Origin of the sequence: Pseudomonas sp. 58(2021), assembly GCF_017491585.1 — a bacterium.
Lineage (GTDB): Bacteria > Pseudomonadota > Gammaproteobacteria > Pseudomonadales > Pseudomonadaceae > Aquipseudomonas > Aquipseudomonas fluorescens_BT.
Genome location: NZ_JAFGYZ010000012.1, coordinates 211520 through 230212 on the forward strand (window position 1 = coordinate 211520; position 18693 = coordinate 230212).

The window sequence follows — 18693 nt, forward strand, 5'->3', positions numbered from 1 at the left end:
GCCGGTGTAGACTGGCGGCTCGCCCGGAGACCGCCATGCAACCGATCCTGACCCTGCGCCATTACACCCACGACCTGATCGTTCACAGTCACGACCACGCGCAACTGGTGTTCGGCCTGTCCGGCGCGCTGGATTTCGAAGTCCAAGGGCAAGGCAGTCAGGTGTTGCAGCAGAGTTTCGTGGTGATCCCCGCCGGCGCGCATCATGCGTGCGGCAGCCCCAAGGGCAGCCGCTGTCTGGTGCTGGATGTGCCCGACGAGCAATGGCTGACGCGCTCACTGGGCGATCACGCCGAGGCCAGCCGCCGTCTGCTGGATAACACCGCGCGCTTGTCGCTGGATGCCGGTCAAGGCCAACTGGTCAATTGGCTGGCGAACAGTCCGGTGGACGATCCGTTGATTGCACAACAGGGCGCGGTTTTGTTGCTGGCGAGCCTGAACCACGCCCAACCTGCCGAAGTCTGCGCACGTCGCCTGCCCTACGCGGCACTCGATGCGCACATCGAGCAGTACGCGGCCTATCCGCTGCAAGTGGCGGACCTGGCGCGAATCGCCGGGTTATCCAGCGCCCGATTGCATGCCCGGTTCGTCGCCGAATGCGGGCAGACTCCCATGGACTACGTTCGCAGTCGACGGCTGCATAAAGCCGTCACACTGTTGCGAGAAACCACGCTACCCATCGGTGAAGTGGCCAGCCGTGTCGGCTATGGATCGCAAAGTGCCTTCTCGGCTGCCGTCCTGCGCGAGTTCAGGACCTCTCCTACACAATTGCGACGCGAGGCTGACGACAAAAATCGATAGTCTCCCGACAGACTTTTCGCCCGCTACAGGCTTCAATGTGTGCCTGAAATGGTGTTTGAAAAAAGGACTGCAATGACTCCCCGTACCGCCCTCGGCGCCCTGCATATTGGCGCATTGATGTTCGGCCTGACCGGCGTCTTCGGCAAACTCGCCGCCGCAACCCCGGCGGTCATCGTCTTTGGACGGGCTGCCTTTGCCGTTCTCGCGCTGGCGTTTTTCGCCCGCTTCGCCAGTCAGCACGGCTGGCAAAAACTGCGAGCCGCGGACTGGCGCCGACTGGCTTTGAGCGGTGTATTGCTGGCGGGTCACTGGGTGAGTTTCTTCATTGCCGTGAAGGTGGCCGGTGTCGCAGTAGCCACCCTCGGTTTCGCCAGCTTCCCGGCTTTCACGGTGATTCTCGAAGGGCTGATTTTCCGCGAACGTATCCGCGCCAACGAAATCATTCTGGTGGCACTGGTCAGTGTCGGCCTGGTGCTGGTGACCCCGGCGTTCGATCTGGCCAGCGGCGCGACCACCGGGCTGCTCTGGGCGATCCTGTCCGGTCTGCTGTTTTCCCTGCTGTCGCTGACCAACCGTGCCAGCTCCGGCCGCATTCCGGCGGTGCAGGCTGCGCTGTGTCAGAACGTGGTAGTGGCGCTGTGTCTGCTGCCGGTGGCGGCGCCGCAACTGAGTGAAGTGCGCACCATCGATTGGCTGTGGATCGGTTTGCTCGGGGTGTTCTGCACCGGCGTCGCCCACAGCTTGTTCGTTGCCAGTCTCGCCGTGATCAAGGCGCGCACCGCGGCGGTGGTGTTTGCCATGGAGCCGGTGTACGGGATTACCGTCGCGTGGTTGCTGTTCGATGAAAACCCGACACTGCGCATGTTGATCGGTGGCGCGCTGATCATCGTCGCTATCGTGGTGTCGAGCCGGATGTCAGGCAACAGCGACAAGAAAACCGTCACCGCCGAAGCCGCGTCTCACTGAGTACGGTCGTTGTGCCCGAGGTCACGCTCAGGGTCGATCTGGTCACGCACTCGCTGCTTGAGCACCTTGGCCTCGGGAAAGCCACCGTCTGCCTTGCGCTCCCAGATCTGCACATCGTTGCAACTGATGTGAAAGATACCGCCGGTGCCCGGTACCAGTGACACCTTGCCAAGATCGTCGCCAAAGGTGCTGAGCAGTTCTTGCGCCAGCCATGCGGCGCGCAACAGCCACTGGCATTGCGTGCAATAGGTGATGACGATTTCCGGTTTTGCTACGGTCATGATCGCTGAAACTCCTGAGCCAGAGGGCGCCGCTATAATAGCCGGCTTTAACGCTCGCCCCGAGACTCACAATGCGTCGTCTGCTGATCTGCCTTTTGCTTGGTTTCCTCCCGCTGTTCGTCCATGCCAGTGAAGCGCCACGGCCAAAAGTCGGCCTCGTGTTGTCGGGTGGTGCGGCCCGTGGGCTGGCGCACATCGGCGTACTCAAGGCATTGGAAGAACAAGGCATCAAGATCGATGCGATTGCCGGCACCAGCATGGGTGCGGTAGTCGGTGGGCTGTACGCCTCGGGCTACAAGATCGACGAACTGGAAAATCTCGCCCTGAACATCGACTGGCAGCAGGCCCTGTCCGATGCCCCGCCCCGTGAAGACGTGCCGTTCCGGCGCAAACAGGACGACCGCGATTTTCTGGTGAAGCAGAAACTGAGCTTTCGCGATGACGGCAGCCTCGGCCTGCCATTGGGCGTGATTCAGGGGCAAAACCTGGCGCTGCTGTTGGAAAGTCTGCTGGCGCACACCAGTGACACCCGTGATTTCGACAAATTGCCAATCCCGTTCCGCGCCGTGGCCACCGACATCGCCAACGGCGAAAAAGTGGTGTTTCGCAAAGGCCATCTACCCCAGGTGATCCGTGCCAGCATGTCGATTCCGGCGGTATTCGCTCCGGTCGAACTCGATGGCCGGTTGCTGGTGGACGGCGGCATGACCGACAACATTCCCCTCGATGTCGCCAGGGAAATGGGCGTCGACGTGGCCATCGTGGTCGACATCGGTACTCCACTGCGCAATCGCAAGCAACTGACCACCGTAGTCGATGTGCTGAACCAGTCGATCACCCTGATGACCCGGCGCAACTCCGAAGAACAACTGGCGGCGCTGCACCCGGACGACGTGCTGATCCAGCCGCCGCTGGCCAGTTTCGGCGTCACCGATTTCGGTCGTGCCGAGGAAATGATCGACGCGGGTTACCGTGCCACCAAAGCCCTCGACGCCCGCCTCGCCCGATTGAAGCCTGCGGTGTCGCAGGATGCCGAGCTCAATGCCGCCCGAGCTCCGGGCCAGCGCACGCCGATCATTACCGCGATCAGGGTCGAGAACGACTCGAAAGTCGGTGACGAAGTGATCCGTTACTACATCCGCCAGCCGATCGGCGAGCCGCTGGACCTTGGGCGCCTGCACTCGGACATGGGCACCCTGTACGGCCTGGATTACTTCGAACAGGTGCAGTACCGCGTGGTGCACAAGGGCCAGGAACACACATTGGTGATCAGCGCCCGGGGCAAGCGCAGCGGCACCGATTACTTGCGGGTCGGTTTGAACCTGTCGGACGACATGCGCGGTGACAGCGCCTTCAACCTCGGCGCCAGCTACCGAATGAACGGCATCAACCGCCTCGGTGCAGAGTGGCTGACCCGGGCGCAGATCGGCGACAAGCAGGAGCTCTATACCGAGTTCTATCAGCCACTGGATGTCGGCTCACGCTACTTCGTCGCGCCGTATGCGGCGTTCGAAGCGCAGAACGTCGACTCGGTGCTCGACAACGATCCGATCGCCCAATATCGGGTGGAGCGCTACGGTTTGGGTCTCAACGTCGGCCGCCAGATCGGCAACAACGGTGAAATCCGCTTCGGCGTCGGTGAGGCCTGGGGTAAGGCGGACGTACGGATCGGCGATCAGAACCTGCCGAGCGAACACTTCAACGAAGGCTTCTATGCGCTGAAATATTCGTTCGACTCACTGGATAACGTTTACTTCCCCCACGACGGCAAGGACGTCAGCCTGACCCTGATGCAATTCGAACCGAGCCTGGGTTCCGACACGCGCTACCGACAGTGGGAATTCAAACTGGACAAAGCCATGAGCAGCGGCCCGAACACGCTGATTCTGGGCGGGCGTTACGGCCGCACACTGGACGATGCCAACGTGGTGACATCGAGCTTCCTGCTCGGCGGCGCCCGACAGCTGTCCGGTTTCCGCGAAGATGCCATCTCCGGGCAGAACGTCAGTCTGATGCGCGCGGTGTTTTACCGCCGTCTGACACCCCGCGCTTACCTGCCGCTGGATTTCCCGTTGTATGCCGGCGGGTCGCTTGAGCGCGGACGGGCCTGGAACAACGACAACGAGTTCGACAGCGGCTACATCAATGCGGCCAGCGTGTTCATCGGTTTTGACACTCCGCTGGGGCCGCTGAATTTCAGCTATGGCCTCAATGATGCCAATGAACAGGCGGTTTATCTGAATCTGGGGCAGACCTTCTGAGCCGGATCAGCGAATCCCGGCCAACAGGGTTCGTGCCGTTTGCCTGAGCGGCTCATCGGCCTCTTTCAGCAGCTCATTGAGCAAGGCGATCGCACTGTCGAGGTCGCCATCATCGATGCAGGTCTGGGCCTGTTCGAGCTTGCCGGCGCTGGCGGCCTGAGCGGGATCCGGCTCGGGCTCCGCGGCTTGCAGATCAAGCGGCTCCAGCGCCAGTGACTGGCCGGGATCGCCAAATTCGTTGAGAAAATCGTCGTCTATCGGCTGCACATCCGGCTCGGCGATCCACTCCAGCTCTGTCGTTTCAACGTCATCGCTGGTGGTTTGCGGCAAGTCGAAATCCTGCGGCAAGACTTGCAGGCTCGAGCCAAGTGCCGAGGGCGCCGAGGACAGCGGGTCCGTTGCCGAGCGACTGTCTTCCAGATCCCAGCTGGCATCCATCGACAGTTGCTCCAGATTCAGCTCGAAATCATCTTCGGCCAGCGGAGTTATGGGGGCAGCTTGCTCAACGGGTAACGCGGCAATGACCGGGGCCGCCGCAGCCAACGGTTCAGTCCTGGCCAGTTTCGGATATCGGACGCGAATCTCGTGCAACCGCGGGTCCTCGACACCGAGCTGGCGCAAGTGGTTTTCCTGTTCGTCATACGCCGCCTGATCGCCCTGCCGTCCCAGCACCTCTAGCAACTGCACACCGAGATCGATGCGCTCCGGTTCTTTTTTCAGCGCGTCGCGCAGCAAGCCGAGCGCCTCGCCCAGTCGTCCATAGGCCAGATAAATACCCACGGCCTCCAGCACATCGCCGGTTGCCTGCTCGTCCCGATGCTCCACGGCACCATGGGCTGCATGAGGACGAGCGTTCTCGCTGTCATTGAGTTCTGGCTCGCTACGCTGCGGCAGCACGCGTACCGGCCCTTCCGGAATTTCTGCCGGCTGACGTCGGCGGCGCAGGATCAGCCCTGCCACCAGCCCTCCCAGCAACAGCAGCAATCCACCGAGCAGCGGCCAACTGACGGAGTCGTCTTGAGCCTCCGCCGGCGCAGCGACCGGAACCGTGACCGAGGCAGGCGCCGCCGGGGCTGCGGGTGCCGGAGGCGCCTGTTGAGCCGCTGCCAGACGCGTCTGCAGATCGGCCAACTGCTTCTTGCCATCGGCGATCTGCACGTCTTGCGCCTGAAGCTTCAGGTTCAGCTCATCGATGGTTTTCTGCAGTTGCTGGTTCTGCAGCACACTGGCCGCCAGCTGTTCCGCTTGCGCGTCGCTGGCCGCAGTCGTTTGAGGCGCCGGCGCTACCGGTGCTGCAGCAGGCTTGCTCCGGGTAGTGGCAGCGGGCACCTCGGGCGTTGGAAACTCCGAAGATTGCGCATGGACATCAGGTTCGTCGGTGGCCGGCACGATGCCCGGCGACCCCGGCGGATCGATCAGCACCGTGTATTCGCGCAACACATGGCCGTTGGGCTGATTGAGCTGCACCAGGAAATTCAGGAAAGGTTCGTTGACCGGTTTGGTCGATGTCACCCGGATCAGGTTGCGATTGCCATGCAGGATCGGAGTGAACTTGAGGTCGTTGAGAAAGAACACCCGTTCGACCCCGGCACGGCCGAATTCGTCCGCCGAGGCCAGACTGGCCGAGAGCTCGCCTGCGCTGAGCCCTGCGGCGTCCACCAGGGCGATATCGGCCTTGAGCGGTTGATTGAGCGCTGAATGCACGGTGATATCACCGAGACCCAGCGCCAGTGATGCCGTGGACCAGGTGAGAACACCGGCCACCAGCAGCGAATGGGCGCAACGCAGTATTACGTGCCGACTGTCGAGCATGAGCATCCCTTAAATAAGCAAAACCGACTTCTATGGGTTCGCACATCCGGTACGAACACGATATTGCCCAGTAGTTCTTATAGTCTGCCCAGCACGATCCCTCAAAAAAACGGCACGTCGTTGTGCCTCAAGATTTTTCCAGGTTGGCCAGAATGTGCCCGTGAACCCGCATGCACACCTTCATGTCAGCCTCATCGATGCCCTCGAACAACTCCTTGCGCAGTTGCGTGGCGATGGTTTCGATCTGCTCGATCAGCGGGCGGGCCGGAGCACACAGCACAATTTTCTTTGCCCGACGGTCTTCCATCACGGACTGGCGTTGCACCAGGCCCTGGCTTTCCAGACTATCGAGCAGGCGGGCAAGGGTCGGCCCTTCGACGCCGACGCTTTGCGCCAGCTCCCGTTGGGTCGGCGCCTCTTCGAAACGCGCCAGATGCAGCAGCACCAGCCAGCGTGCCTGGGACAAACCCAGGCCGGCCAGCCGGCGATCCAGTTCGGCACGCCAGCCACGGGACATCTGGGCCAGTTGCATGCCAAAGCGGTGTTGATCGGTTAACGGCATAAAACACTCATGGTTAGGCTGAAGAAATAGAGAAAAACTAATTATTAGTCAGCTAAGCATGACATTTGGCTATAGGCAAGAGCCGCCCTGTACTGAATCGTTACATCTGTATAACGGTTTGTGTAAGCCCAGGCTCACATTTCGAATTCCGATTGCAACGCAGCCCTTACACAATACAGCACACCTTCCGGTACACGACCGGCAAACAGCTCAGCCACTTCGGCGACCGACGGTAACTCGCCTTCGCCGTCGAGGAATGCATCCTGGACTTCGCCCATCAGGTCTTCCGGCAGATCCAGCGCCTGCTCCAGCGACAGCTGCTGCTTGCCGATGGCTTCGGCGAGCATGGTGTAGACGTTCTTTTCCGAGCACTGCAACTGACCGGAGATCTGCAACGGCGTCATGCCGGCGCGGGCCAGCGTGATCAGCTCGTGGCGCACGTCGGCCACCACTTTCGGCGCCTCGGCCTCGCCGCCGAGCACTTCGAGGAAGGCCTCGCCGTAACGCTCCAGCTTGCGCGCACCGACGCCGCTGACCCGGGCCATGTCCGCCAGCGAGGTCGGCTGGCTGCGGAGCATTTCCAGCAGGGTCGAGTCGGGGAAGATGACGTATGGCGGCACACCGTGTTCTTCCGCCAGTTTGCGCCGCAGGGCGCGCAAGGCTTCCCACTGTTCGCGCTCTTCACCACGCACCAGTTGACTGGCCTGGCTCTTGCTGCCGCTCTTGGCGGTGATTTGTGGTTTGAGGTCGCGGCGCAGTTCAAGGGTCACTTCGCCCTTGAGCAAAGGCCGGCAGGTATCGCTCAATCGCAGGCCGCCATAGCCTTCATGATCGACATCCGCCAGACCACGGGCCACCAACTGGCGGAACAGCGAGCGCCATTCGCTCTCATTCAGCGCCTTGCCGACGCCGTACACCGACAGGTGCTGGTGGCCGAAGCTGCGGACCTTTTCGTTGTCCTTGCCCAGCAGCACGTCCACCAGATGGCCGACGCCGTAACGCTGGCCGGTGCGATAGATCGCCGACAGCGCCTGACGCGCAGGCTCGGTGGCGTCCCAGGTCTGCACGCCGTCGATGCAGTTGTCGCAGTGGCCGCACGGCTCGGGCATGTCTTCGTCGAAGTACGCCAGCAACGCCTGCCGGCGGCAGCGGGTTTCTTCGCAGAGCGAGAGCATGGCGTCGAGCTTGTGCTGCTCCAGACGTTTGTGGCGCTCGTCGCCCTCGGAGTTCTGCAGCATCTGCTTGAGCATCACCACGTCTTGCAGCCCGTAGGCCATCCACGCGTCCGCCGGCAGACCGTCGCGGCCACCGCGTCCGGTTTCCTGGTAATAGGCTTCAAGGGATTTCGGCAGGTCGAGATGAGCGACGAAACGCACGTTGGGTTTATCGATGCCCATGCCGAACGCCACGGTGGCGACCATGATCAGGCCTTCCTCGTTGAGGAAGCGCTTCTGGTGATAGGCGCGCAGATCGTTGGGCAGACCGGCGTGGTACGGCAGCGCCGGGAAACCCTGCTCGGTGAGAAACGCGGCCACCTCCTCCACCTTCTTGCGCGACAGGCAGTAGACGATGCCGGCGTCGCTGCGCCGCTCGGCAAGGAACGCCAGCAACTGCTTGCGCGGCTGCTCCTTGGGCACGATGCGGTAGAAGATGTTCGGCCGGTCGAAGCTCGAGAGAAAACGTTCGGCGTTCTGCAAATGCAGGCGAGTGACGATTTCTTCGCGGGTACGCTTGTCGGCGGTGGCGGTCAGGGCGATGCGCGGCACGTCGGGGAACATTTCCGCCAACTGCCCCAGTTGCAGATATTCAGGGCGGAAGTCATGGCCCCATTGCGACACGCAGTGCGCTTCGTCGATGGCGAACAGGGCGATGTTCAAGCCTTGCAGGAACGACAGCATGCGCGGCTGCACCAGACGCTCGGGCGCCAGATACAGCATCTTCACTTCGCCGCGCTTGATCCGGTTGGCGAGGTCGCGCTGTTGTTCGGCGCTTAATGTGGAGTTCAACGCGGCGGCCGCCACGCCCAGCTCTTCGAGGGTGGCGACCTGATCGTCCATCAGCGCGATCAGCGGCGACACCACCACCGCCAGGCCGTCGCGCAGCAGCGCCGGCACCTGGAAGCACAGGGACTTGCCGCCGCCGGTCGGCATCAGGACAAGGGCATCACCGCCACTGGCCACGCGCTCAATGATTGCACCCTGACGGCCACGGAAACTGTCGTAGCCGAAGATGTCCTTGAGGACGCGTTGAGCCTGTTCGAGCATAAAAACTCCAAAAATCCACCGAAACATCCCTGCACAGGCTGGTTCAAGTCAGCCGAGGCTGCTTTAAACAAAACGTAAGGGCGCATTGCATGACGCCGTACAGATTCAGCCGCGACACCGGCAGGGATCGCAAAGCGCGGCAGTATACCCGAGCCCTCCCCGGCAAAGGGCACCGCCGATAAGAAGCTTGTGCGGGCAAATCTGCCGTGCGGCTGGCTTGAGGGCTCAAGAAGGCCTAGAATTCCCGCATTGTTTATTCCCCCAAGGTAGCCCTTTAATGTCCTTCGCCGAGCAACTAACCCGCCTGCAAGTCTTCCTCGACGCCGACGAGCTGCATGAAGAGGCGCTGGACTACGTGGCCGCTCACGGTTACCTGACTGCGCTGTCGATCTGCGCTGACGTGGTCCCCGATCGTGAGTGGATCGACGCCCTGTTCGCCGAAGAGCCGCATTACAGCAGCGAAGCCCAGCGCGAAGAGATCGAAGCCACACTGATCGGCCTCAAGGCCCACATCGCCCGCCAACTGGCCTCCGATGAAGAATTCGAGCTGCCCTGCGATCTGGACCTGGGCGACGACCCGGACGATTCCGAACTGCGCGGCTGGTGCATCGGCTTCATGGAAGGCGTGTTCCTGCGCGAAGCGGCCTGGTTCGAAACCGCCGAAGAAGAAGTCAGCGAAATGCTCCTGCCGATCATGGTCGGTTCGGGCCTGTTCGACGAACAGCCCGAGTTCGAAGACATCGCCAAGGATGCCAACCTGATGGACGACATGATCGTGCAGATCCCGGAAGCCCTGACCGCGCTGTACCTGCTGTGCCAGGCGCCCGACGAAAAACCGGCGATCCTCAAGCCACGTCACCACTAAGATCCGGCCTATGGACAACCCCATAGGCAACCGCCCCCTGATGGTGCGCTACATCCTGCTGGCCATTGGCTGGCTGAGCGTGGCATTGGGGGTGATCGGGATTTTCCTGCCTGTTCTCCCCACTACTCCCTTCCTGCTGCTGGCAGCCGCGTGCTTTGCCCGCAGCTCCCCGCGTTTCTATCAGTGGCTTGTCGAGCATCCCCGACTCGGGCCATGGATCCGCGATTATCTTGATGGCAATGGCATTCCGCTCAAGGGCAAGGTCTACGCGATCGGGCTGATGTGGCCAAGCATTCTGTTTTCCTGCTATCTGGTGCCACTGCCGTGGGCGCGGGGGTTCATGCTGACCAGTGCGGTGCTGGTGACGGTCTACATTCTGCGACAGAAAACCCTGCACAAGCGCTGAGCGCTCAGCATCCGTTCGTCGAAAAACCCTGCTCACCTGTCAGATCTGACAGTAGCCAAGCGATCGACTTCAATCCTTAAATCACTCCGTCGCCCATCCCTCGACAGGAGTGTCCGCCATGTTGAAAAAACCTGCGAAAAGAGTTCCCACGCTGGCGCTTGCCGAGCTGGAAATCCCCGACAAACAACCCGAACCACTGCCTTCCGGTGAGTGGGCGATCAATCGGGCCGCGGCGATGGGGGTACACCCCGAACAAGGACTGCAGACTTACATCTGGCCATGGAACCAGATGGGCATCGGTGACGACGTCGAACTGTTGAAGGATGGCAATGTCGTTGCTCAGACCACCATCAGGGATGCCGCCGAGGTGGACCAGCGCGTAACGCTGTTCGTCCCCCCCCGGCACGCCAAGACCGGCTCGCATACCCTGAATTACCGAGTCAAACGACTCAATCAAGCGTGGGAAACCCAGACTCCGCCGACCAATATATACGAAAAACTCGAGATTCCGGGGGGGCAAGATACGTTGCCAGGCCCCGGCCACTCTGAGCTGTTTATGCATATCGATCCGAAAATCGTCAACGGTGTCGTGGATAAGGACATAGCAGAGGCGGGTGTGCCGATCATCATCCGTTCCAAGTCCGGCACCGCCCCGCCTTACCCCAATGCCGCCGTCGGCGATATTGCGGAGATTACCTGGGGCGGTTATCCCAAAAAATCCGCACCGCTGACCGCCGAGCAGATCAATGACCCCGACAACAACCCAATCGAAATCGTGGTGGATAAAGCAATCATCGAATGCGCCGGCGACAGCGATAAAAAGGGCCTTGGTGTGGCCTTCATTGTGACGGACATAGCGAAAAACGTTGCAGAAGACTGGAGCACGGAAACCCGGATCGTAGTCTCGTTGAGCACAGATCTTCTGCCCGCGCCTATTGTCGACCGGGCCATCAACAACGTGCTTGATCTTGAGACACTGGGTGACGACAACGTCATCGTTCAAGTGGTGGCCAGAGTCCCAGAATTCAAGCTTGACGACGACATCGAACTGAAGATGCGCGGCACCACGGTAGAGGGCGATCCGATCGAAGCCGTGGCGCCCTTGAAGAAGATCGACAACGTGCCACACGCCTACGAGTTGGTAATCCAGACCCCGGATGCGCGAAAGCTGGCAAAAACCCAAGCCACTTTCTCTTACCAGCTGAAACGCGATGGCAGCACCGATCCGCTTCGATCCAAAGGCCAGTTCGTGCAGATTGTGGGCGAAGCCGATCAACTGGCCGCCCCGATTCTCGACGATGCACAAAACGGTGCGATTCCCGACGACCTCGCGAGTACCCCTTTGCGAATCCCGCACAACCCGGACATTGAAGTCGGTATGGCAATCGAAATCAAATGGTTCGGCACACGTCCCGATGGCAAACCCTATGATCCCAGCTTCGAAGATGACTGGTATTTCCCGGATCCGTCCGAGGTGAACAACCCAAAAGGTTTTGTCATCACTGTCGACGGCTTACACATTCACACCCTCAAAGGCGGAAAAGTCGTCGCGTCCTACACACTGCTGATGGACAAAGGCGGTGAAATCATCAGGCGCCGTTCCCGGCCTGCTGCCTCCGTGAATGTCGGCGAACCGCAGTTTGAACTGGTCAAGCCCATCGTTCTGGGAGAGCAGAATGGTGAACTCGAACCCGGCGATTTGCCCGCAGGCGCCAGTAAATTCACTGCGCCAAGACCCACCGGTACGCCAAGCAAGTCTGGCGACACAGTGACCTATACGTGGGATGCCGAGGTCACAGGCAAGAAGGAAGACTTCGTCGTCCTGAACGCCCTCTCGGCCGACAAGGACGTTAACTTCACACTGGATGCCAAATTCGTAGCAGAGCACATTGAGCCCAACCGCGGAAAAAAAGTGACGGCCACTTACCGGATCTTGCGCAACGAAACCGACATCACCAGCTATTCCGATCCCCTGACCTTCGTCGTCGGCAAGGCAGACCAACAACTGCTGGATCCAGCCAAGGTACTGCAAGCCATTGACGGCATACTGGATCCATCCAAAGTCCCGAACGGGGCTACCGTCGAAATTGCCGCCAACCGGCAAGAGAACACCGGCGATCATTTCTATATGGAGTGGGCCACGACGGACAACGTGACAGTGCACAAGGACGACAAAGCCATCAGCGGAAACAACAAGGGCAAACCCGTTGAGTTTACGGTTGACCATGCCATCGTGCGGGCCTGCCTGAACAAGAATGTGGTGATCAGTTATTACGTGGCACTGTTCGAGGGTGGCCAAACCCCGGGGGAGGATTATCCTCTGAGAGTGGAGGCGACGGAGTTCACACCGCCAGACGCCACTTTCAGAGAAGCGACCGGACCGCAAAAGGATCAGTTGAATCCCGATGATGTTCACCCGAACGGCGCAACCGTGGTGATACCGGCAACCGCCCTGCTGAAGACAGACGACGAAATCACGGTAACGGTAGAGGGTCAAACCACCACCACGTATTCGCATACAGTGACGTCCGGGCAGGCCGACAAAGAGCTGTCAGTGATCAAGGTGCCGCATAGCGTGATCAACGCCAACGAAGGCAGGGACATCGCCTTGAGCTACAAAATCAAACGCCAGGCCGGCGGAACCGATGGCCCCTCCAACCCGACGGTTTACGATGTGCGCAAGGTGATTGGCAGTGGCAAGTTGCAAGTCATGGGAGCCCGCTACAACAAGGGGATTTATCGGGAGACCAGCTCCAGCTGGCTCATATCCGCCTTCAACGCAGACACCCGGCAACGGGTAGAGGCAGAGTGGAAATATGCTGAAGACAGCACCTGGACGAAAGCGAAGATCTGGGTTGATACCGACCCTTATGCCCCCTTGCAAGTTCGCACCAGCGACGACCAGGTCACCCTGAACAGAGTGAACATATTTGGCACCGGTGGCCCGGGCACTCCCGCCAATGACGGGGCATTCGTGGCGCTGCGGGACAGGAACAATCTGGCAGCCTGGGGTAACCCATTGAATGGTCAGAAAATCCCGCCAACCTTTCAGACCTTCACCGATATTGCCCGGATTGCTTGTTCTGGCAGCTCCTACGCGGTGATTCGCACCAACAACTTCACCGTGGCATGGCCCGGAACTGCAGGTCAGGGTGGAGAAATGGGCGCGGTGGTTCCTACGGACTTCAAAGTGCTCGCCGGCAACAGCGTGGCTATTGCGGGCATAAAAACCAATGGAACAGTCCATGCCTGGGGCAGCGCTGCCAAAGGCGGAAACCTGACTGACGAAATCCTGGCCTTGACAGATGCAGTCGAACTGGCGCCAGCCGGAGATGCTTTCGCTGTTCTCAGAGTAACCGGCCAGGTGATGGCGTGGGGAGGTGGAGCGGGGTTTGGCGGCGTTGTTCCTCCAGAGATTGCCAGCCTTACCGACATCAAACACGTGATCGGCAACGGCTTCGCTTTCGCCGCACTTCGGGAAAACGGCGCCGTGGTCGCCTGGGGCGATCCCGCGAAAGGCGGAACCGTATCCGACGATGTCGCCGGCCTGACCAACATCGAGACACTGGCCTGCGCGAATGCTCAAGCCTTTGTCATCATGCTCGATACCGGACAAATTGCGGGCTGGGGGCCCGCAGGGTATGGCGGGACAATACCTGCGGAAATCCGCTCCCTGACGGATATCATCTCAGTTGTCGCCAGTTCGAATGCGTTTGCAGCACTTCGAGAAAGTGGTCACGTCGTCGGATGGCCCGAGGCCAATTCGGGTGGCCTGATACCTGACCCGATCGCCGGCAGGGACGATCTTGTTCAACTGGCCGCCACCGCTGGAGCGTTCGCTGCAGTGTGCAGAAATGGAACCGTGGTGGCCTGGGGAGACCCATTGCTCGGCGGAGATACCACGCCCGTCACCGCCAAACTGGTCAACGTCACCGCGATCTACGCCAACCGTCATGCTTTTACGGCGCTCACTTCCGACGGCGAAGTGGTGACCTGGGGCAATGCACTCGCCGGCGGCGACAGCAGTGCCGCTCAAGACCGGCTCAAAGGCCAGGTATCGTACTACGCCAATGCGGCCACCCGCGGTCTGGCGCTCAAGGCCAGCCGTTTGGCCAGGCTCAATACCCCCTGACACCCATCGACGGTGACTTGCTGTGCGGCGCTCGCCCGAGCGCCGCCTATTTGACTTGAGCGGAGGGTGACATGAGCCAGACCAACAACAATCTGCGGGCGCCAACTGTAGACGACGCGCCTCTCGACATTCTGGATCCGCAAACGCTTCCCCCCGGAGGGGCGACCGTCAGAATAAAGCCCTGGGTGCCAATGAAGTTCCGCGATCACGTTTTCTTGTTCGTCGGTGATACCTATACCGATGACCTGCCGATCAGCGCCGGCGCAGTCGGCAATGATGTCGTGTTCAAGGTTGACGCTTCGGAATTTGTTGCCGACGAAAATGACATCGTACCGATTCGCTACGAAGTACAGCTGCACCAAAGCACTCGTGAACCATCGGACATCCTGGATCTGAAATTGCAGACGGGTTTCGACGCCGACGCCACACTGGATCTGAGCACTGAAAACTACGTCGTCTCCGTCGACAAGCCGCCACTTGCCCCTCCCCCAGCGGCGCGCATGACCCGTAAAGCCACTTGGGGCCAGGCTCCCTACACCTACGACAGCACCGATCCACTGATTGCCAGTGCCGATGCACGATCGGGCGAGATCACCGCCCTGCGCAACGGCGCCTGCAGGATCCGCGCGACCGACAGCCAGAACCAGAGTCGCGAGTACCCCCTCACTGTCAAGGGTATTCAGGAGGTGCACTTCCTGAGTGCCAGCGCGGATTGGGAGGGCATGACCAGAATTTGTACCGCTGCAAAGCTGCAACCGATCACCCTCGCCCAGTCGAAACGGCTGTGGACGCTTTATTTCCCCGACAGCGGCCCTGTCGCGGATTTCCTCGAGTGGCTGAACTACCCGGTGTGGACCGCCGACGTACTGGGCGCCGACACCGCCTGGACATACGACCTCAACGGCTCTTCGGTCAATGACAACGCCACCAGCCAGGACACGGCCTCGTTCTGGCAGGTCCTGGGGGTCTCCCAGACTTGAGCGACGGCGACCAAAAACTTGTGGAGATCGCCATGCAAAGCACGTTGCGAATCAGATGTCTGTTGCTCGCATTGGCGCTGCTCGGCAGTGTCAGCCAGGCCGCCACCGATCCGGAAACCGCTCAACGCTCAACTTTTCAAAGCCGCAGGGTCTGATCCTCAAGGAGTTGTCAGCTCCTGCGGCTTATCCTCTGACACTGCGCTGCGCATGGCCACGGGTTCGAATTCGATCCGCAAGACCAACTTGTTGGCGGGAAACACCGTGAGCCCGGACCGCTCGTCGCAAACCAGCCTGCCCCTGTCAGATCTGACAGTACCTCTCCCTCCTTCCCTCAGGTTCAATAAAAAACCGTCTGCGATCCCAATGCGTACTCTTTCAGGAGTTTCGTCATGCTCACCCACAGTCCGCTTTTGTTTCCTGATCTCGACCAGCCCGTCACCCTGGCGCTTCGGCCCATGCAGATCAGCGGCGCAGTCACACCAGTCGAGGGCGTGGATGGCGGGATCAATATTGAGGTGGTGTCGGGAAGTGACAGCGGTGTGCTGAGCGTGATTGTGGCGTACCTCGACATGCTGGAGGGTGATGAAAGTGTTATTCATTGGGACGGCGTTCCGGTGCTCACACGAAAGGTTGAACCGGGAGAGAAAGACAAACACCTGTTCTTTTACCTGCCCAAGGAGTTGTTCACTCCCGGTCAGCATGAATGCTTTTATGAGTTGACCCGATTCGGCGCCACCACGCCGGACGATCCCTCTGTGGTGTCGCTGTTTTTTGTCAAACTCACCAGACCCGGTGGCCGAGACAGGGAACCTCATCTACCCATCGGGCACTCCGAACTGCGCATCGCGCAACTGCCGCAGGAAATCATCGATCAGGGATTGATCGACGCGGATTGGGCAAAAAAAGGGGTTCCCCTGACGGTTCCTGCTTACCCGGAAATCAGGGTGCGAGACAGGATTCTGATGCGCTGGGGCAGTCATACCCTGACACCTCTTCTCGTCACGCAAGCTCAGGCAGAGGGCAAGGAACCCATCGTGATCGTCGCCAAACAGGAAGACATTCTGGCCGGTGGCGACAGCGCGGCACTGGAAATCAAGTACGACCCTCACGATGAACTATGGAACTGGTCTTCCCGGCACTCCAAACGCACACAAATCGCCGTGGACGCCGGCGCCTGGCGTCTGGCTGCACCGATCATCAAGCAATCGGTTAATGGGATCATCACGATCATCAACTTGAACAAGGAGGACGTCACGGTCCAGGTCCATATCCAGGGCTCGGATTTCGCGCTGAACGACTCAGTGAAAATGACCTGGATTGGCACCCCTTTCACTGGCAAGCCGTTGATTCACACCGAAACCAAATCGGTGGAAAACATTCCGAGTGTCATGGAATTCAAGGTGCCGTACGCGCAAGTCCGCGCCATCGCCATGGGCCGGGCTGATGCCTCCTACGTGCTGACGAAAGCGGACGCAAGTCCGCCGTTATCCTCCAAACGCGAATTCGCCGACGTGGTGGGTGACGTTTCGATGCCAGACGCACCGACGATTGACGGGTTGCTGGGCGACATACTCGAGTCGGACAGATCCTACGCCACGGTACGGATCAAGTACTTGACCATTGCCAATGGCGATCTGGTCGCCGGTCACTGGATAGGTGAAAAGTCCAACGGTCAGCCCTATGTCCATGAGTTCACTCACACCGTCAGTGACAATGAGGCAAAAGAAGGCTTTTTCACTGCTTACGTCGACAAAGAGCACATCAGCGTGCTCGACAAGGGCAAACTCGATCTTTGGTACACCGTGTTCAATGACAAGCCGGAGCTCTATGGCGTCAGTGATTCAGAGCATCTGCTGGTCAAGGTGCAAGCCGTCACCGCGACACTGCCCAGGCCCGAGGTGGAGGAAGCCGACAAAAACCCCGATGTGCTCGACCCTTCCAAAGTCTTCGATGTCGTCCACATCTATATCGAAAATCCACCGACCCAAAAAGACGACATCGTGACCTGGTACTGGCAAGCGACCCATCCATTCGGCAGCATCAGCGACTGGGTGCCGATCACTTCGCTGAGCGCCGGTAAACCGCTGCGTTTTCGAGTGCCCGCGAACTTCGTCACGATCAGTATCGGGCAGTACGTCAGAGTGCGTTACTCGCTCAAGCACGCGTCCACAGGTTTATACAGTCACTCCGCCGCACTCAATCTGCTGATCGGGTCGCTGGTAGGTGAATTGCCAGCGCCACAAGTCAAACAGGCACCGAACGCCGTACTCAAACCCATGGACGGGTTGAACGGTGTGGACATCAAAGTCAGCTACGACAGTATGGACCCGGCCCTCGACACCATTCGCCTGCTCTGGGTCGGGACCCCCGGTGCCGGCACACCAACAGTTCCTGAACTTCCCGGACACAGCAGTGGCAGTGTGGACTTTCATCTGGCCTCAACGGTTATCGGCCCCAACATCAACAAAAACGTGGACGTGAAGTACTTCGTGCGCCGCTATGGCCACGAGACAGAATCGGAGTCGCTGGGCCTGAGAGTCACGGGCTTCGATGACCCCCGAAAACGATCTGCCTCGCCCTCAAGTACCTGAGTCAGACGATAACCGGGTCCTGGATCTGATGACGTTCAATGGGAATGCCACAACGCTCGTTGCCAAGTGGCCTTACATTGCGCTCAAGCAACGCCTCTGGTTGAGGCTGGAAGGCAAGACAACGGTAGGCAGCGACTACATCATCCGGATGCTCGATGGCGTGGAAATCACTCCCGCGCAATTCAGCAGCGGGCTGAATGAAGTGCTGCTTCGAAGTGAGTTAATGAAGCTGGGGCATTCCACACCGGCAAACGTGATTTGCAAAGTCTCGTTTGATGGCAGCGTTCAAGAAGTCGATGCAATTGAGCTCCCGGGATTGCCGCTTACGATCAGAACCCGATACGACTGGCTGACGCCGAAGATCACCCATGTGACTGACGCCAATGGGGAGGTTACAGAGGGTGGCGAGACTTTCTTTGAGCAGGTAACTGTCGAAGGCTCTGCGACCCGAGATGAGACGGTCGAGATTTTCGATGGCTCGACCTCGCACGGCAATGCTGATGTTGATGCCGATGGCGTCTGGCGCAAGCCCCTGCTCAACCTCCAGATCAAGGATTATCACATTACAGCCCACGCTCTATATCCAGCGGACCCGGTTTCCAGCCTGATCCGTGCCTTTACGGTGATAGCAGCTGTTCCACCCACTATCACCAATGCCCAGGATTCCAAAGGCACCGTGATTCCAGATGGCGGCACCACCGTCGACACAACCGTGAAACTGACAGGCACCGCCAGCAAGGGCCAGCAGGTGGAGATCCTCGACGGGGCCGTCA

12 protein-coding genes and 1 pseudogene are annotated in these 18693 nt (G+C 59.9%); 9 read left to right on the forward strand and 4 right to left on the reverse strand.

The genetic code is table 11. The annotated features are described in order from the left end of the window. The first annotated feature begins 35 nt into the window (after window positions 1-35). Both J5M72_RS16290 and J5M72_RS16295 read left to right on the forward strand, forming a co-directional pair. Window positions 36-800, forward strand: coding sequence for an AraC family transcriptional regulator (locus J5M72_RS16290; RefSeq protein WP_169429353.1), 765 nt, complete (start codon window positions 36-38; stop codon window positions 798-800). A gap of 72 nt (window positions 801-872) precedes the next feature. Then, complete coding sequence (locus J5M72_RS16295; protein WP_207866376.1) at window positions 873-1766, forward strand: DMT family transporter; 894 nt, start codon at window positions 873-875, stop codon at window positions 1764-1766. On the opposite strand, the gene J5M72_RS16300 is transcribed toward J5M72_RS16295, so the two are convergent. Continuing rightward, a complete protein-coding gene (locus J5M72_RS16300; protein ID WP_169429351.1) occupies window positions 1760-2047 on the reverse strand; it encodes a SelT/SelW/SelH family protein in 288 nt (95 codons plus the stop codon). The genes J5M72_RS16295 and J5M72_RS16300 overlap by 7 nt on opposite strands. A gap of 71 nt (window positions 2048-2118) precedes the next feature. Here J5M72_RS16300 and J5M72_RS16305 point away from each other — a divergent pair, with 71 nt between their 5' ends. Then, window positions 2119-4308, forward strand: coding sequence for a patatin-like phospholipase family protein (locus J5M72_RS16305; protein ID WP_169429350.1), 2190 nt, complete (start codon window positions 2119-2121; stop codon window positions 4306-4308). 6 nt (window positions 4309-4314) lie between these two features. Here the strand turns inward: J5M72_RS16305 and J5M72_RS16310 are convergent, their stop codons facing one another. From J5M72_RS16310 to recQ, 3 genes are all read right to left on the reverse strand, one after another. Continuing rightward, a complete protein-coding gene (locus J5M72_RS16310) occupies window positions 4315-6120 on the reverse strand; it encodes a FimV/HubP family polar landmark protein (protein WP_207866377.1) in 1806 nt (601 codons plus the stop codon). A gap of 127 nt (window positions 6121-6247) precedes the next feature. Then, window positions 6248-6682, reverse strand: a complete 435-nt coding sequence (locus J5M72_RS16315; RefSeq protein WP_065260957.1) for a MarR family transcriptional regulator — start codon at window positions 6680-6682, stop codon at window positions 6248-6250. A 134-nt stretch (window positions 6683-6816) separates the two neighbouring features. Then, window positions 6817-8946, reverse strand: a complete 2130-nt coding sequence (gene recQ / locus J5M72_RS16320; protein ID WP_169429348.1) for a DNA helicase RecQ — start codon at window positions 8944-8946, stop codon at window positions 6817-6819. A gap of 277 nt (window positions 8947-9223) precedes the next feature. On the opposite strand from recQ, the gene J5M72_RS16325 reads away from it, so the two are divergent. From J5M72_RS16325 to J5M72_RS16350, 6 genes and pseudogenes are all read left to right on the forward strand, one after another. Beyond that, a complete protein-coding gene (locus tag J5M72_RS16325; protein ID WP_169429347.1) occupies window positions 9224-9811 on the forward strand; it encodes a YecA family protein in 588 nt (195 codons plus the stop codon). Window positions 9812-9821: 10 nt separating this feature from the next. Beyond that, window positions 9822-10217: a YbaN family protein gene (locus tag J5M72_RS16330; RefSeq protein ID WP_207866378.1), complete on the forward strand. Its 396-nt coding sequence runs from the start codon at window positions 9822-9824 to the stop codon at window positions 10215-10217. 118 nt (window positions 10218-10335) lie between these two features. Then, window positions 10336-14349, forward strand: a complete 4014-nt coding sequence (locus J5M72_RS16335) for a hypothetical protein (protein WP_207866380.1) — start codon at window positions 10336-10338, stop codon at window positions 14347-14349. Window positions 14350-14420: 71 nt separating this feature from the next. Further along, on the forward strand, window positions 14421-15329 hold the full coding sequence (locus tag J5M72_RS16340) for a hypothetical protein (protein ID WP_169429344.1): 909 nt from the start codon (window positions 14421-14423) through the stop codon (window positions 15327-15329). A 389-nt stretch (window positions 15330-15718) separates the two neighbouring features. Next, entirely contained in the window at window positions 15719-17920 is a 2202-nt protein-coding gene (locus J5M72_RS16345) for a hypothetical protein (protein ID WP_207866382.1), read from the forward strand. Next, window positions 17880-18693 (forward strand): annotated as a pseudogene (locus J5M72_RS16350) (Ig-like domain repeat protein); the annotation flags it as partial. The gene J5M72_RS16345 and the pseudogene J5M72_RS16350, both read left to right, overlap by 41 nt.

Excerpts from the sequence above, each read along its gene's own strand:
- J5M72_RS16290 (WP_169429353.1), top strand. The coding sequence starts at position 36 with ATGCAACCGATCCTGACCCTGCGCCATTACACCCACGACCTGATCGTT.
- J5M72_RS16295 (WP_207866376.1), top strand. The coding sequence starts at position 873 with ATGACTCCCCGTACCGCCCTCGGCGCCCTGCATATTGGCGCATTGATG.
- J5M72_RS16300 (WP_169429351.1), bottom strand. The coding sequence starts at position 2,047 with ATGACCGTAGCAAAACCGGAAATCGTCATCACCTATTGCACGCAATGC.
- J5M72_RS16305 (WP_169429350.1), top strand. The coding sequence starts at position 2,119 with ATGCGTCGTCTGCTGATCTGCCTTTTGCTTGGTTTCCTCCCGCTGTTC.
- J5M72_RS16310 (WP_207866377.1), bottom strand. The coding sequence starts at position 6,120 with ATGCTCGACAGTCGGCACGTAATACTGCGTTGCGCCCATTCGCTGCTG.
- J5M72_RS16315 (WP_065260957.1), bottom strand. The coding sequence starts at position 6,682 with ATGCCGTTAACCGATCAACACCGCTTTGGCATGCAACTGGCCCAGATG.
- recQ (WP_169429348.1), bottom strand. The coding sequence starts at position 8,946 with ATGCTCGAACAGGCTCAACGCGTCCTCAAGGACATCTTCGGCTACGAC.
- J5M72_RS16325 (WP_169429347.1), top strand. The coding sequence starts at position 9,224 with ATGTCCTTCGCCGAGCAACTAACCCGCCTGCAAGTCTTCCTCGACGCC.
- J5M72_RS16330 (WP_207866378.1), top strand. The coding sequence starts at position 9,822 with ATGGACAACCCCATAGGCAACCGCCCCCTGATGGTGCGCTACATCCTG.
- J5M72_RS16335 (WP_207866380.1), top strand. The coding sequence starts at position 10,336 with ATGTTGAAAAAACCTGCGAAAAGAGTTCCCACGCTGGCGCTTGCCGAG.
- J5M72_RS16340 (WP_169429344.1), top strand. The coding sequence starts at position 14,421 with ATGAGCCAGACCAACAACAATCTGCGGGCGCCAACTGTAGACGACGCG.
- J5M72_RS16345 (WP_207866382.1), top strand. The coding sequence starts at position 15,719 with ATGCTCACCCACAGTCCGCTTTTGTTTCCTGATCTCGACCAGCCCGTC.